This is a genomic window from Chryseobacterium sp. 'Rf worker isolate 10', from assembly GCF_050753305.1.
GTDB lineage: Bacteria > Bacteroidota > Bacteroidia > Flavobacteriales > Weeksellaceae > Chryseobacterium.
On sequence record NZ_JBOZOF010000002.1, the window covers coordinates 456503 to 472273 of the forward strand.

13 protein-coding genes are annotated in these 15771 nt (G+C 36.0%); 4 read left to right on the plus strand and 9 right to left on the minus strand.

Annotated features, from left to right (window positions below; all coding sequences use genetic code 11):
• Window positions 1–11: 11 nt before the first annotated feature.
• Window positions 12–890: a NifU family protein gene (locus tag LKL37_RS12045; protein WP_431610813.1), complete on the minus strand. Its 879-nt coding sequence runs from the start codon at window positions 888–890 to the stop codon at window positions 12–14.
• Between the two features lie 164 nt (window positions 891–1054).
• Here LKL37_RS12045 and LKL37_RS12050 point away from each other — a divergent pair, with 164 nt between their 5' ends.
• A complete protein-coding gene (locus tag LKL37_RS12050) occupies window positions 1055–1591 on the plus strand; it encodes a gamma carbonic anhydrase family protein (protein WP_149387001.1) in 537 nt (178 codons plus the stop codon).
• Window positions 1592–1764: 173 nt separating this feature from the next.
• On the opposite strand, the gene LKL37_RS12055 is transcribed toward LKL37_RS12050, so the two are convergent.
• On the minus strand, window positions 1765–2217 hold the full coding sequence (locus LKL37_RS12055) for a hypothetical protein (protein WP_431610814.1): 453 nt from the start codon (window positions 2215–2217) through the stop codon (window positions 1765–1767).
• 82 nt (window positions 2218–2299) lie between these two features.
• Here LKL37_RS12055 and LKL37_RS12060 point away from each other — a divergent pair, with 82 nt between their 5' ends.
• The gene (locus LKL37_RS12060; protein WP_431610815.1) at window positions 2300–4426 is read left to right on the plus strand and encodes a helix-turn-helix domain-containing protein; all 2127 of its coding nucleotides are present in this window, start codon (window positions 2300–2302) and stop codon (window positions 4424–4426) included.
• A 34-nt stretch (window positions 4427–4460) separates the two neighbouring features.
• Here the strand turns inward: LKL37_RS12060 and LKL37_RS12065 are convergent, their stop codons facing one another.
• Window positions 4461–5309: a M12 family metallopeptidase gene (locus LKL37_RS12065; protein WP_431610816.1), complete on the minus strand. Its 849-nt coding sequence runs from the start codon at window positions 5307–5309 to the stop codon at window positions 4461–4463.
• 321 nt (window positions 5310–5630) lie between these two features.
• On the opposite strand from LKL37_RS12065, the gene LKL37_RS12070 reads away from it, so the two are divergent.
• Both LKL37_RS12070 and ribB read left to right on the plus strand, forming a co-directional pair.
• A complete protein-coding gene (locus LKL37_RS12070) occupies window positions 5631–6647 on the plus strand; it encodes an LLM class flavin-dependent oxidoreductase (protein ID WP_431610817.1) in 1017 nt (338 codons plus the stop codon).
• 54 nt (window positions 6648–6701) lie between these two features.
• Window positions 6702–7823 carry a 3,4-dihydroxy-2-butanone-4-phosphate synthase gene (ribB, locus tag LKL37_RS12075; RefSeq protein WP_431610818.1) on the plus strand — a complete coding sequence of 374 codons (1122 nt, stop codon included), beginning with the start codon at window positions 6702–6704 and terminating at the stop codon, window positions 7821–7823.
• Between the two features lie 101 nt (window positions 7824–7924).
• Here the strand turns inward: ribB and fmt are convergent, their stop codons facing one another.
• The 6 genes from fmt to folK all read right to left on the minus strand — a co-directional run bounded on the left by fmt (window position 7925) and on the right by folK (window position 15751).
• Window positions 7925–8872 carry a methionyl-tRNA formyltransferase gene (gene fmt, locus LKL37_RS12080; RefSeq protein ID WP_431610819.1) on the minus strand — a complete coding sequence of 316 codons (948 nt, stop codon included), beginning with the start codon at window positions 8870–8872 and terminating at the stop codon, window positions 7925–7927.
• A 163-nt stretch (window positions 8873–9035) separates the two neighbouring features.
• Window positions 9036–10940, minus strand: coding sequence for a RecQ family ATP-dependent DNA helicase (locus LKL37_RS12085; RefSeq protein ID WP_431610820.1), 1905 nt, complete (start codon window positions 10938–10940; stop codon window positions 9036–9038).
• Between the two features lie 78 nt (window positions 10941–11018).
• The gene (locus LKL37_RS12090) at window positions 11019–12455 is read right to left on the minus strand and encodes an OmpA family protein (RefSeq protein WP_431610821.1); all 1437 of its coding nucleotides are present in this window, start codon (window positions 12453–12455) and stop codon (window positions 11019–11021) included.
• Between the two features lie 211 nt (window positions 12456–12666).
• Window positions 12667–14193: an OmpA family protein gene (locus LKL37_RS12095; protein WP_431610823.1), complete on the minus strand. Its 1527-nt coding sequence runs from the start codon at window positions 14191–14193 to the stop codon at window positions 12667–12669.
• 44 nt (window positions 14194–14237) lie between these two features.
• Window positions 14238–15317: an OmpA family protein gene (locus LKL37_RS12100; protein WP_431610824.1), complete on the minus strand. Its 1080-nt coding sequence runs from the start codon at window positions 15315–15317 to the stop codon at window positions 14238–14240.
• A 17-nt stretch (window positions 15318–15334) separates the two neighbouring features.
• The gene (gene folK, locus LKL37_RS12105) at window positions 15335–15751 is read right to left on the minus strand and encodes a 2-amino-4-hydroxy-6-hydroxymethyldihydropteridine diphosphokinase (RefSeq protein ID WP_431610825.1); all 417 of its coding nucleotides are present in this window, start codon (window positions 15749–15751) and stop codon (window positions 15335–15337) included.
• Between the last annotated feature and the right edge of the window lie 20 nt (window positions 15752–15771).

The following is a 15771-nucleotide window of genomic DNA, read 5'->3' on the forward strand; positions in this document are numbered from 1 at the left end:
TTCAGCTATTGTTATCCGTTTACAGCTTCCACTCTTTCTACTAAATCAGGAACGAATTGCTTTAAAATATTTTCGATTCCGTTTTTCAAAGTAGCTGTAGAACTCGGGCAGCCTGAGCAAGCTCCCTGTAAAAGCATTTTTGCAGTTTTGCTCTCCTGATCATATTCCATTAAAGAAATTTTTCCACCATCATTTTCTACAGCAGGAGCTACATATTCATTCAAAATGTCAGAAATTTTCTGCTCATCTTCCGTATAATCTCTATTGATGATCTTTTCAACAGGGTTTTCGTGTTTCTGAGGTTCCATTTTTGAAATTTCACCTCCGTTTTGAAGATATTCTGCGATAAGACCACGAACAGCCATCATCACCTGGTGCCATTCTACGGAATGATTTCTTGTAACTGCTACGAAATTATCAGAAATGAAAACCTCTGTAGCAAAATCAAATTCTTTAAAAATAGCCTCAGCCAAAGGAACTTCTTCAGCTGCATCTCTCGATTTTACTTCCACAAAACCATCCATCAGCAATTTGCTAGAAACAAATTTCATTACGTTAGGATTCGGAGTCATTTCAGCATAGATCTGATACATTTCTTTTTTCTTCTGAAGATAAATTCTTGGGTTAGCCAATAATTCGTCTTCAATCACATTTTTCAGACTTTCAGCTACATGTTCCCATTCTATGGTATCCTGTTTTGCTACAGCAACAAAATTAGCCGTAATGAAAATTCTTTCCACAAACGGATAATTGAAAAGTTCCTGAGCTAAAGGAATTTCTGAGATATCTGAATTTCTGTCCAACTCTAAAGACCCAGGAATGAGATTGTAATCTGTAACAAATTTCATTACTTTCGGGTTTTCGGTAGGTTCTATAAGTACGGTACGCATTTTTTCGTTAAATTTGAGATACAAAAATACGCATTAGAAGTTAGAAGCTGGAAATTGAGAGTTAGATTTTTGCTATCACTGTAATTTAGAACTTAGATACCTGAAAAGATAGTATATTTTAATTTTTCAAATTGGCATATTTTCAAATTTTCAAATTAATATTTATGGCACTTATAAAAGAACTTTTAGGAAAAGCACCACAGATTGGAGAAAACACCTTTTTAGCAGAAACAGCTACCATTATTGGTGATGTTACCATGGGAAGAGACTGCAGCGTTTGGTATAATGCGGTGATCCGAGGCGATGTACATTATATCAAAATGGGTGATAAGGTGAATGTTCAGGATAATGCAATGCTGCATTGTACCTACAAGAAACATCCATTGAATATTGGAAATAATGTTTCTATCGGGCATAATGCCATTGTGCACGGATGTACCATTAAAGATAATGTCCTGATTGGGATGGGAGCTATTGTGATGGATGACTGCCTGGTAGAAGAAAATTCTATTGTAGGAGCTGGATCTGTAGTTACTCAGGGAACTCATATAAAATCCGGAGAAGTGTGGGGTGGAGTTCCTGCGAAAAAGATCAAAGATATCAATGCACAGTTATTGGAAGGTGAAGTAAATAGAATTGCTGATAACTACGTGAAATATTCTTCTTGGTATAAGGAGAATGTGAAAGACCATCAATTTTAGGCTGTCAAGTGAATAGTAAATAGTCAATTCGCTGTGCTTGTCAATTTTTTTAATACAGAAATTAACCATTCACTTGCGAAGCAAAATTCACTATTGACGTACCAAAATAAATATAAAAGCTCCGTCCATAGACAGAGCTTTTTTCGATTTGATATAGAACCTTTGCTTTATTGTTAGTTGGGATCAGGCGTGATCAGCCTTACCTTTCCATGAATACATTTTAGAGATGTAGGTGGAGTAATCGCCACACAGTCGGACATAATATTATATTTTTCATTAAAAGCCCTTACTTTATCCGTATAATCGTTCACTCTCTGTAAGAAAGCGGTTTCTATTTTCTTGGGATAAGCAATATATTGTTGAGGTCCGCCACAAGATTTTGCCCCCATAGGAGCAAATGCCCATTCACTGACGTCGGTACATTTTTCCCCCGATACTTCAGATTCAATGGAAGCTTTTATTCCGTCGAGTTGTGCCTGTTCGTATTTTTGACTTTCTTCATCAACAGGTCTGTTGGCAATATCAACAGGAAGATTAGTGTTGGTATTTTTTGATGTATTACAGGAAACTAAGGTTAACGTAATACATAATGCTATTACCGGGACATGAAAGAATAATTTTTTCACAATAAACTTTTTTCTTTTTATAATTTTTCAAAACTTATGCCAAGGTAAGAAATTCAAATTCATTTCCGTATTTTTGACGACGATGAACAATCATTTTTTTGACTTAATAGAATATACCAACAGAAGCGTTTTTTTAACCGGGAAAGCCGGAACGGGAAAAACGACATTTCTTAATGATTTTGTAAGACGAACAAAGAAAAAACATATTGTAGTAGCTCCCACAGGAATTGCTGCGATTAATGCAGGTGGGGTAACCATCCATTCTATGTTTGGACTGCCGTTGAGAACCTTTCTTCCTACAACAGAAAGGATAGATACCAGTTTGGCAAATAATATTGCCGATCTGATGCCCCATTTCAAATACCGTAAAGATAAATTGAAACTTCTCAGAGAAGTTGAGATCATTATCATAGATGAGGTTTCGATGTTGAGGGCAGATGTTTTAGATATGATGGATTTCTCTTTAAGATTCATCAGAAGGAATAATCAAAGATTTGGAGGCGTTCAGATGCTGTTCATCGGAGATTTGTTTCAGCTTCCTCCGGTAGTGAGGGATGAGCATATTCTGAAAATGTACTACAATTCACCTTTCTTTTTTGACAGTCATGCCATTAAAGAAATCCCTATCGTTACCATTGAACTTACAAAAGTGTACAGACAGTCTGACGAAGAATTTCTTGAAATTCTGAATGCTATCCGTGATGGTGATGTAGACAATATAGACTTTAATCATCTCAATGAAAGGTATGATCCTGACTTTGATATGGGAAAAGAATCTTATGTATATCTGTGTTCTCACAATAAAATGGCAGATGAGATCAATCAGGAGAAATTGAAAGAGATTAAAGTAGACCCTCAAATGTATGAGGCAAAACTTGTAGGCGATTTTAAAGAAAACCAGTTTCCAAATGAGCAGTTTTTGGAGCTTAAAATCGGAGCTCAGGTCATGTTTATTCGAAACGATATTTCCGGCGAAAAGAAATATTTTAATGGAAAACTGGGAGAAATCATTGGATTGGATGAAAATGAAATCCGTGTTGTACTGGACGAAAGCGAGAGAGAAATTGTTGTAAAAAGAGAAACCTGGGAACAGAAAAAATATTTCCTTGATACCGATAAAAATATCAAAGAAGAAGTGTTGGGAAGTTTTGAACAGTTTCCAATCAAGCTTGCATGGGCTGTAACGATCCATAAAAGTCAGGGGTTGACATTTGATAAAGTTATTATTGATGCAGGGAAAAGTTTTACTGCCGGTCAGGTATATGTAGCTTTATCCCGTTGCAGAACTTTGGAAGGAATTGTTTTAAAATCAAAAATTACCCCTGAAGTTATTTTCAAGGATAACAGAATTTTACATTTTCACACAGATACAATTGCCAACGACCATGTGGAAGCCATTCTGAATCAGGAAAAATATGATTACAGCATCAGAAAAGTACTTCGAACCCTGGATTGTACATGGTTTCTGAAAGAAGTGGAGGAGTGGAATAACCTTTCAATAGTCACTAAGAATATCGACCATGCTAAAACCAAACAGCTTTATCTTCAATTGAAACATGAAGCAGTAAATCTTGGAAAAATATTTGAAAAACTGGAGCGTATCATTTTTCAGAAGGTTAATAATTTTATTGAACAGAAAGAAGAATGGACTGAGATTGAAAGCAAATCAAAAGGTGCAGTTAATTTCTTTTTTACAGAAATCAGAAATAAAATTTTCGATCCCTTGAAAGATTTTTATGCTGAAATAAAAGGAGCGAAAGGTTTAAAACAATATAACGAAGAATTTAAAAACTGGCTGGAAGATATTGAAGAGTATCTGAACAGTCTGAGAGATATTCACCTTCTTGAAACGAAACTTTTAGATGAAAAGAATGATAAAGAAATCAATCTGAAAATCGCTAAAGTTCCGTCACAGGTTTTAACTTTCCAGTTGTTTGAACAAGGGAAAACCATTGGAGAAATTGCCTTGGAAAGAGGTTTGGTGAAAGAAACGGTGATTGGCCATCTTGCCAAATTTGCAGAACAGGGATTGCTGGATATTGCCAGAGTAATTACTTCAGATAAGATCAAGGCTTTTGAAGAGGAGTTTTACAAAAATCCACACGAAACATTAACCGAATGGAAAAATGCACTGCCAAGTACTTTTGAATTTAACGAAATCAGGATTTTAATCAATCATTATAATTATAAAAAAGAAAAGAACTCCTAGGAGTTCTTTTCTGATTTGATATGAATTTTTGAAACTAAGGATACATGGCATTAATGGTATTGATATCTCCGGTTGTAAACCCGGTTCTGTTATAGGTAAAACTGCTGTTATCAGCTCTTGTAATAGTTGGCTGTCCGTTTTTAGAATAAGATGTCGGCCAATACATCATCACAGAATTGATATTGAATGGCCCTATATCCGTACCGGAACTATAGATATTAAAATTATAAGACTGCCCGCTTTGGATATTGTTCCACAGGATTTTTACATATTGATCTCTGTCTTTACGGGTATGTTCATGGTAAAGTCCTACCGTATGTCCCATTTCATGAATTACCGATCCTACAGAAATATACTGATCCAAAGAAACGGTTTGTTTTCCGCCCTGATAGCCGATATGAGCCCAGCCATCTGATCCGGATGAACTTCCAAAAATAAATTCAACATAATTAGACTGATTGGTGCGGTAGATCCATTGAGTATTGGTTTTATTGTTGTACTCGCTGATCGCAGAGTTGATTTTATTGACATTGATGGAACCCATGTTGCTGGCAATTGTATAATAAATTTTACCACTTGGCCATCTTGAATAGCTGGCACCGCCTTTGTTAAATTCGCTGCCTTCTGACAGTTGTTTGTCCGAAAGAACAATATCTCCCTGGAAAAAATTCATTCCATCTTTTCTTTCATACATTATATCCTGGCCTCCCAATTTTCCCTTTTTAAGATTATCTGCGTTGAAGGCATTGGTTTGTGCTTCGGAGGTAATTTCTTCATTGTTTTTGCTGCAGGATATTAATGTTGCAGCGATAAGAAAACTCATAAAGACAGTTTTTCCTGTCAGGATCTGCCGATACAACAGACTGTTTGATTGTTTGTTCATATTAAAGTTTTTAAGATTTGGTATACGAATATAATAAATATTTCTCTTTTTATTGAATTATTAATGTTAAAGTATGCTTTTATGAGATAAATGCTTTTTAGAATTTTAAACTAAAACATCACATAAATAAAATCAAGTGAACAAAAATTTTATTCCAATAGTTTTTCCCTGAACTGATCAATTGTTTTTATTAATTACAAAAAGTAACTAATGCGGTTTTTATGTTTTAAATTTGTTTGGTTCTTTAAGAGCCGAATTTAGAATTATGAAATTGTCGAAGGAGATTTTTTATCACCCTTCGAAAAAATTAACGATCTCAATATGAAAAATTTTGAAATTTCTGTTTTAGATCTTGCACCGGTAAAGCAAGGCAAAAGCATTCATGATACTTTTCAGGATAGCTTATCATTAGCCAATCACGCTGAAAATTTAAACTATAAAAGATTCTGGCTGGCCGAGCATCACAATATGGAAAGTATTGCAAGCTCAGCAACTTCTGTTTTAATAGGTTTCATTGCCAATGGAACGAAAAAAATCAGAGTAGGTTCAGGAGGAATTATGCTTCCTAACCACAGTTCGCTGGTTATTGCAGAGCAGTTCGGAACATTGGAGTCTTTATTTCCCGGAAGAATCGATCTCGGATTAGGAAGAGCACCAGGAACAGATGGGTTGACAGCTCAGGCTTTAGGAAGAAACCCAGCCATTATCAATGAGCAGTTTCCAAGACAAATTCTTGAACTTCAAAGATATTTCTCAAAAGAAAATTCAGATGCGATGGTTCGTGCGATTCCCGGAGAAGGTTTGGATGTTCCACTTTATATTCTGGGATCAAGTACAGATAGTGCATGGCTGGCTGCAGAACTAGGTTTACCCTATGCATTTGCAGGACACTTCGCTCCGGAGCAGATGGAAATGGCTTTTAAAATATACAGAGAGCATTTCGAACCTTCAAAATATGCAGACAAACCTTATATTATTGCCTGTGTAAATGGGGTAGCAGCTGAAACTTCCGAAGAAGCTCATAAAATTTCGACTACTTTATTTCAGGCATTTATCAATATCGTAAGAAATGACAGAAAGCCTTTTGCTCCACCAGTAGATGATATGGATGAAATCTGGTCACCTATGGAAAAATCTATGGTTTTGCAGAAGCTGAGATATACTTTTATCGGAGATCAGGCTGAGGTTCAGGAAAAGCTTAAAGATTTTCAGGAAAGATTCCAGGTTGATGAGCTGATGATCAATTCACATATTTACGATCATCAGAAAAGATTGAGATCTTATGAGATTTTCAGAGAGGCAGCGAACTCTATCCAAAGCGTAATAAACCATTCATAATTAGTTGGCAGATGCTTATTTTTATGAGTATCTTTGCAAAAATAAAAAGTAAAAATGTCCGATATTAAATTAAATACTATTCCAGAGGCTATTGAAGACCTTAAAAATGGTAAAATAATCATAGTAGTAGATGATGAAGATAGAGAAAATGAAGGTGATTTTCTTTGTGCTGCAGAACTGACAACGCCGGAAATTATCAATTTTATGGCACTTCACGGAAGAGGGCTGATCTGTATGCCGCTTCCTGAAAAAAGATGTGATGAGCTTGGACTTGAGGTGATGGTAAGCAGAAGCAGCGATCCTAAAGAAACTGCTTTCACTGTATCGGTTGACCTTTTAGGTAACGGAACATCTACCGGAATTTCTGCAGGAGACAGAGCAAAAACAATTTTAGCTTTAATGGATGAAAAATCCAAGCCTACAGACTTTATGAGACCTGGCCATATTTTCCCGCTTCGTGCAAGAAAAGGGGGTGTATTGAAAAGAGCCGGACACACTGAAGCTGCTATTGATCTTACCCATTTAGCAGGTTTGAAAGAAGGAGGCGTAATCTGTGAGATCATGAATGAAGACGGTACAATGTCTCGTCTGCCTGAGCTTCACGCTTTCGCTCAAAAACATGATATGAAGATTGTTTCTATTGAAGATCTGATCCATTATCAACTTAAAAAAGGAAACCTGGTAGAAAGACTTGAAGAGAAAAAAGTAAAAACACATTACGGTGAGTTTGATTTTTATGCTTTCAGAGAAACTTCTAATGATCAGATCCACTTTGCTTTAACAAAAGGAGCATGGACAGTAGATGAGCCAGTTTTAGTAAGAGTACAGTCTTCAGATTCTTATTTCGATGTATTGACAAGACTAAACAACGGTGAGAAACCATTGTTGGAAAAAGTAACAGGTATGGTAAATGAAGCTGGGAAAGGAGCGATCATTTTCATTAATAACGTTTCTAATTCCGAAAATACATTGAGAAAACTTCAGCAGTTCCTGAATTATCAGGATGGTCAGGAGCAACATCCTACGTTGGCGTACAATTACAGAGACTATGGAATTGGAACGCAGATCTTAAAGAATTTAGGAATCAATAAGTTTAAAGTAATCACTCAAAATCCTAATATCAAACCTCAGGTTGGAGGATATGATGTAGAAGTTACTGAGATGGTACAATTATAATCAATGAATAGTCAGGGATAATCTTGACTGTCTACAAAATAAAAAAGGTTTAGAATTTTCTAAACCTTTTTTATTTATTTAAGATGATGTAATATCATTTTCTAGTGTAATGAGATTTCGTCAAAATTTCTGAAACCATTCAGGAAATCTTTCACAGTCATTCTTTTTTTACCTTCCAATTGAAGCTCCAGCGGGTAGTATATTCCGTCCTGCGTATAGATTTTAAATTCATTCTTTGAAATATTTAAAGTTCCTGCAGGTTTCCCGTGATCAGAAAGTTCAAATTTACCTCCGAATATTTTTAATCCTTTTTCTTCGTTTTCAATCTTTAAAGTGGTGAAAGCAGCAGGATAAGGAGACATTCCCAGAATAAACTGATGAACAGTTTTTGAAGGCTGATCCCACTTGATTCTCGTATCTTCCTTGAAAATTTTATAAGCATTTTTAGGGTGTTCCACGTGTGGCTGAGGTTTTTCTTCAATAGCATTTTCTGCAAGTCCATCCAATGTTTTAACAACCAGCCCTGAACCCATTTCCATTAATCTATCGTGAAGGCTTCCTGCATTTTCATCAGGTAAAATTTCCATTTCCTGCTGAAGAAGAATATTTCCTTCATCTATTTTTTCATTAATAAAGAAAGTAGTGGCTCCGGATTTTTCTTCCCCGTTGATCACTGCATAATTGATAGGCGCTGCTCCTCTGTAATCCGGAAGTAGAGAGGCATGAAGATTGAAAGTACCCATTTTAGGCATTTCAAAAAGAACTTTAGGCATCATTCTGAAAGCTACCACTACAAAAACATCAGCATCCAGTTTTCTCAGTTCTTCCAGAAATTCAGGATTTCTTAGTTTTTCCGGCTGAAAAACAGGAATATTGTTTTCTTCTGCATAGATTTTTACTGGTGATTGGTGAATCTTTTGTCCACGTCCGCTTGCTTTATCAGCTACAGTTACAACACCTACCACCTGATGGTGAGTTTGATGGATTGCCTCCAAAGAAGTTTTTGCAAACTCAGGAGTCCCTAAAAAAACGACTTTCAATGATTTCATAATACAAAGATAAGTTTTTGATCTGAGAGTCGGAGGGTATTAGGATTTGAGGGTGGGAGAGTTTGATAGATAGGATGGGTGTATTTATCTTTTATCTAAAAAAAATCTATGTTTATTATTACTTATTACTTATTACTCATTACTCATTACTCATTAATTATGGCTAATGATTGAGCTCATACGTTCTGAAATTCAGCATTCTTACCTTTCCGGAATCTAAAAGGAAAATAAGGTTTTCCAGGATATTTTCTTTAGAATGATAACTCAGCTGTATAGAAAGTTCTTCAATCGTTGCTGGTTTTTTAGCCAGTAAATTGACGATCTGTTGAGAAATATTCTTACCAAAAATAGATTGTTTATTTTGTTCACAAACAGAACATTGTCCACAATTTTTTGAATTTTTTTCACCAAAGTAGGCTAAGATCATTTTCATTTTACAGTAGTCGTTATTTTCTACGTAAAATTTCATTTCTTCCCATTTTTGGATTTTGTTTCTCTGAATATGTTCAAATAATTTCCAATAAGCACTATTCACTGCCCTTTCATCGCGGGGTCTCAGGAATTTAATACTGGAAAGTGCACCATCAATATATTCAAGATAATTCTTTTGCTGCAGTTCCTTCAGACGTTCTTTGATTAAAGGTACACTGATATTGATTTTATGGCTTACCTGCTGTTCACTGAACATCACTTTGTGAGTTGTAATTCCGGATATGCTGCGGAAAAGAAGTTCTATGAAATGAGCGTCTTTTTGCGGCAGCTGATCTATCTCGTCAGCCTTGATAAAAAGTTCAAGAGAAGAGAGGCTTTTATTTTCGTTATAGTAAATAATTTCCTGATTATGCAGAAAATTAAGAATATTATTGATTTTTGCTTTCGACAGTTTTGTGAAATTCTGTATGCCTAAAGTATTCAGCTGAAATGTTTTTTCGGGAAGTTCAAATTCTGCCACCTGAAAAATCGAGTAGAGGTAGCTGATGATTTTTAAAAACTCTGCTTTGTTGGGCGTCTGGTTCTTTAAAATCTGATCAAAATTCAGGAGTTCCTGCTTACTCCAAAGCATGAAGGCAAAACTGTCTTTTCCGTCTCTTCCTGCTCTTCCAATTTCCTGATAATAGTTTTCCAGGGATGCAGCCGGAGAGTAGTGGATCACAAATCGTACATTGTCTTTGTCAATACCCATTCCAAAGGCATTGGTAGAAATTAGGACATGATTGTCACTGCTGTTCCAAAGATTTTGTCTTGCATTTTTTTCTTTTGTTGTTAAGCCTGCATGAAAATAATCTACATTTTTCAGTTGATTTTTTTTCAGGAATTCTGCCAGCAACTCAGCTTCTTTTCTGGTTCTTACATACACGATCCCTGAGTCGTTGCTGTATTTTAAAATATCAAAAACGCGCTGGAATTTATCAGATACTTCATCCGTAAATATTTTGATATTCTCTCTTTTGAAACTTTTTTGGAAAACAAACGGATTTTTAAGTTCCAGTTTATTTTTAATTTCTTCCAGAACTTTAGGAGTTGCAGTAGCAGTAAGGGCAAGGCAGGGGATTTCAGGGTTGTTACTTCTGAATGCTTTAATATTCTGGTAGCTAGGTCTGAAATCCTGACCCCATTCTGAAATACAATGCGCTTCATCAACAGCAATAAAGGATAACTGAATTTCCTCCATATTCTGAATAAACTGTTTATTGGTAAGTCTTTCCGGAGAAACATAGAGTAGTTTGGTAAGTCCTTCCTTACAGCGGTCATAGATTGTTTCAGCGTCATATTCATCCAATTCCGATGAAAGGTATTCTGCCTCTATGCCTCGAGATTTAAGCTGATTTACCTGGTCTTTCATCAATGCAAGCAAAGGAGAAACGACAAGGCAGGTTCCTTCTTTGAGCAAAGCTGGTAATTGATAACATAAAGATTTTCCTGCTCCTGTGGGTAACAGAACCAGGGTGTCTTTTTCATTGATAACAGCATTGATAATTTCTTCCTGAGAATCTCTGAAGTCGGTATAACCCCAGAAATACTTTAGAGTATCATATTTTAGCTTTTGAAAATCCTGCGGCGAAATCATGTTGTAAAAATAAGGAAAGAATGATGACAAAAAAAGTCACGCCTGGCGTGACTTTTATATAATATATCTATAAGTTTATTATTTAGCTTCGAAGTATACTCTTCTGTTGGCTCTGTTTTTCCATTCAGGGCACTTCGTTGCTGGTTCACATTCAGGGTATTTAAGGTCTTTTTCGCCTTTTCCTACTGCCTGTAGTTTACCTGTTTGAACACCGTTTTTGATCAGATAGTTCTTAACGTTGTTTGCTCTTCTTTCAGATAGTTTTTGGTTGTAAGCGTCAGTACCTCTTGTATCAGTAGCTCCGATTACACTGTAAGAACCATTTGAAGAATTGATATAGTTTACAGCATTATTTAGGATAGGAGTGTTTGAAGGTAAAATTCTGTCAGAATTTAAGTCAAATTCGATTCCTTCCAATTTAGTTTCTGTTTCTACTACAGGTCCTGTTGTTGCTACCGGGCATCCGTTGTTTTCAACAGGTCCAGGAACCGTTACACACTTATCGTAAAGGTCAATTACTCCATCTAAGTCTGTATCAAGAGCAACTCCGGCACCATCCACTCTTGCACCTGCAGGAGTATCAAGTTGTCTGTCCCAATCGTCGCATACTCCATCATTATCAGCATCTCCTTTTTTACATACTTCGATATCCTGGTTTTTATTAGCCAGTACATCCAGTTTGTAATAGATTTCCTGAAGTGGATCATGCCACATTACATGGGATTCATGCTTTCCAAGTTTTAAGGAAACCCCTAGAGTAGCATTGAAGAAGTTGTCAGAAACCTGCTCAGATTTTCTGTTGATAGCACTGTAAGCGTCACCACCACCATCAAATTCGTCATCACCGGTCACAACATACATTAATCTACCTTCAATATCAATTCTTCTGTTCACTTTGAATTTCAGACCTGTACCAGCCTGCATGAACATAGATCCTAATTGGAAAGGTTTTACCTCAGTCATCAATCTCTGTCCGTTGATATCTTTCTGATATGCTCTGTAAGCAATAGTACCGATACCTGCATATCCATGAAGTGCCCATCTGTAAGGAGAATGGTTGTCAACTCTTCTTAATAAATTAGAGAAGTTGATGTCTCCTAAGATTGAAATTGCATCATACTGAGTTCTTCCAGCTGGTGAAGTTGCATCAGGTGCTGAATCTTTGGTATTGAACCATCCCTGTCTGGTTTCACCTCTGTCATATTGTAAGTTGATTCCGAAAGCATGAGTAATAGCTTTATCAATACTTACATAAGCTGAATATCCAAAAAGGTTTTTACCGTTACCATTTTTGATAGAGGTCAAATCTGCTGACTGAAGAAGTGGAACACCTACACCGGCAGAAATAGACCAATCGTTAAATCTCTTGGATTGATTGGTAAATGGGGAAACATTAGCAGATCCCGAAGAAAATGTATTTGGATACTCTCCTTTTGAAACTGCCGTTGAGTCTTGTGCATAAGTGGCAGAAGGAATTGCCAAAGCAAATGCAACAATTGCTAAACTTAATTTCATAGTGTTATTTTTTTAAGTTAAGTTATTTTAAATGATTTTTTACGTTAAAAAGCGATTTTGTGTTGATTTTTTCAAGACAAACTTGCTGGTTTTGAATGTGTTTCATACCGATTGTCATGAAAATAATGATAAAGGTATGTAAAATAATTCGTAGTAGAAAAAAAATAAACCGAAAAGAGCAATTCTTTCCGGGTTATAGTATGTTTATGAATTATTTTTTCTTCTTCTTAGCTGGAACTTTTTTTACAGCTTTTTTTACTGGAGCATCTTCATAGTCTTTCTTTTTAATAGAATCCCATTCTGATGTTTCTATAAATCTTACCGTAACTTTTCTGTCCGCCATTCTTTCAGCATCTGAAGCTGATGCAGGGATCGTTGCTTCTGCAGAACCTAGACCTCTGGATTTCAGAACATTTTCATTGATTCCTCTGCTTTCCAAAGCTCCTACAACAGCAGCAGCTCTTTCTTTAGATAATCTTAAGTTATAAGCAGCACTTCCTTTGATATCAGTATGTCCTGTTAATAAATAATTACCTCCGTTTTCTTTAATAATAGAAGCTGCTAAATCCAATTTTGAGTTAGACTCAGGTCTGATCGTAGCTTTATTGAAATTGAAGTAAATATCTTTCAGTGTTTTTTCTACTTCTTTAGCTGTTTCGTTGTTATCTTTTTTTGCTACTGGACATCCATTGTTTTCAACAGGTCCAGGAACCGTTACACACTTATCGTAAAGGTCAATTACCCCATCTAAGTCTGTATCAAGAGCAACTCCGGCACCATCCACTCTTGCACCTGCAGGAGTATCAAGTTGTCTGTCCCAATCGTCGCATACTCCATCATTATCAGCATCTCCTTTTTTACATACTTCGATATCCTGGTTTTTATTAGCCAGTACATCCAGTTTGTAATAGATTTCCTGAAGTGGATCATGCCACATTACATGGGATTCATGCTTTCCAAGTTTTAAGGAAACCCCTAGAGTAGCATTGAAGAAGTTGTCAGAAACCTGCTCAGATTTTCTGTTGATAGCACTGTAAGCGTCACCACCACCATCAAATTCGTCATCACCGGTCACAACATACATTAATCTACCTTCAATATCAATTCTTCTGTTCACTTTGAATTTCAGACCTGTACCAGCCTGCATGAACATAGATCCTAATTGGAAAGGTTTTACCTCAGTCATCAATCTCTGTCCGTTGATATCTTTCTGATATGCTCTGTAAGCAATAGTACCGATACCTGCATATCCATGAAGTGCCCATCTGTAAGGAGAATGGTTGTCAACTCTTCTTAATAAATTAGAGAAGTTGATGTCTCCTAAGATTGAAATTGCATCATACTGAGTTCTTCCAGCTGGTGAAGTTGCATCAGGTGCTGAATCTTTGGTATTGAACCATCCCTGTCTGGTTTCACCTCTGTCATACTGTAGGTTGATCCCGAAAGCATGAGTAATAGCTTTATCAATACTTACATAAGCTGAATAGCCAAAAAGGTTTTTACCATTACCATTTTTGATAGAGGTCAAATCTGCTGACTGAAGAAGTGGAACACCTACACCAGCAGAAATAGACCAATCGTTAAATCTCTTGGATTGATTGGTGAATGGGGAAACATTAGCAGACCCCGAAGAAAATGTATTTGGATACTCTCCTTTTGAAACTGCTATTGAGTCTTGTGCATAAGTGGCAGAAGGAATTGCCATAGCAAATGCAACAATTGCGAAATTTAATTTCATCGTGTATTATGATTTGAATTCTTTAAAAAAGAAATTTTATTTAATTATTTTACTGGACATCCATTATTTTCAACAGGTCCCGGAACAGTTACACATTTATCATAAAGATCTATAACTCCGTCAAGATCCATATCCAAAGCAACTCCGGCACCATCTACTCTTGCACCTGCAGGAGTATCAAGCTGTCTATCCCAATCGTCACATACTCCATCATTGTCTGCATCTCCTTTCTCACAAACTACAAAATCAGTAGAGGCATTTTCTAAAACACTAGTTCTGTAGTAGGCTTCCTGAAGAGGATCATGCCACGCAAGATGAGATTCATGTTTTCCTAATTTGAAGCTTGCCCCTAAGGTTACAGCCCATGAATTATCTGATTTTCTAGGATTAATCAAATTATAGTTGTTGTATGCAAGACCTCCTCCATCATATTCATCATCACCACTAATAAAATACATAGTTCTAGCTTCAATGTCAATAAGCTTAGATACATTATATTTTAGTCCTAGTCCTCCTTGATAGTATACAGAACCGATTCCCAAAGGAGCATCAATAAATGTAGGTGCTGTTTTATTACCCCATTTATTCTTATCATTGTCATGCAATGAAGTTCTATATCCCTGAAGACCAATTCCCATATATCCATGGAAAGCCCATCTGTATGGAGAATGATTATCAACTCTTCTTAATAGATTAGAGAAGTTAATATCACCTAATAAAGCCAGCTGATCAACTTGAGTTGTAGCGGTAGCTACTCCGGCAGCCTGTCCTGCAGCTCCGGCAAGTTGCCCTGTCTGTTTTGTTTCTCCTCTTGTATACATGATGCTTAAACCGAAAGTATGTGAGATTTGTTTATCAATACTTACATAAGCATTATATCCCCATTTAATATTATCCTTGCGGATAGATTTTAAATCGGAGTGAACCATAAATGCAGGACCTCCTCCAACAGAAATAGACCAGTCTCTGAAACGTCTGGCTTTGTTGTCGAAAGGCTGCATATTAGCGGAACCTGAAGAGAATGTATTAGGGTACTCTGTGGAAGAGTTTACCGTTGTACTGCTATTCTGAGCGAAAGCAGCAATTGGCAAGGTTGTAGCCAATAATAATAAACCTAATTTCATACAATTTGTTTTATGTTTTAAATAAATTTTTCTAATAATACTCTTGAAAAATCCCTTTCAAAAAGATGTTTTTTATGAGGGATTTCTAATCTTTCTGATGTAAAGTTTAATTCATTATACTTAATAATATCAATGTCAATTATCCTGTCAGTATAGCCTCCGGATACTTTTGAATCATTAATTCTACCCATTTCAACTTCTATATTCTTAATACAATCAAGCAGTTGAATTGGTGAAAGATGTGTGAATATTACTGCTGCAATATTACAAAAAATATTGGAACTGACAAATTCTACGGGTTCAGACATTAAATATTCGCTTATTTGTGAAATGTTATTTCCTGCCTCTTTTATCTTCTCGAGTGCATGCTCTACATTTTTTTTTTGCTCTCCTAAGTTACTTCCTAGTAACAAAACGACCTTATGTTGCGACATATTGGAAAATTGATTGATTT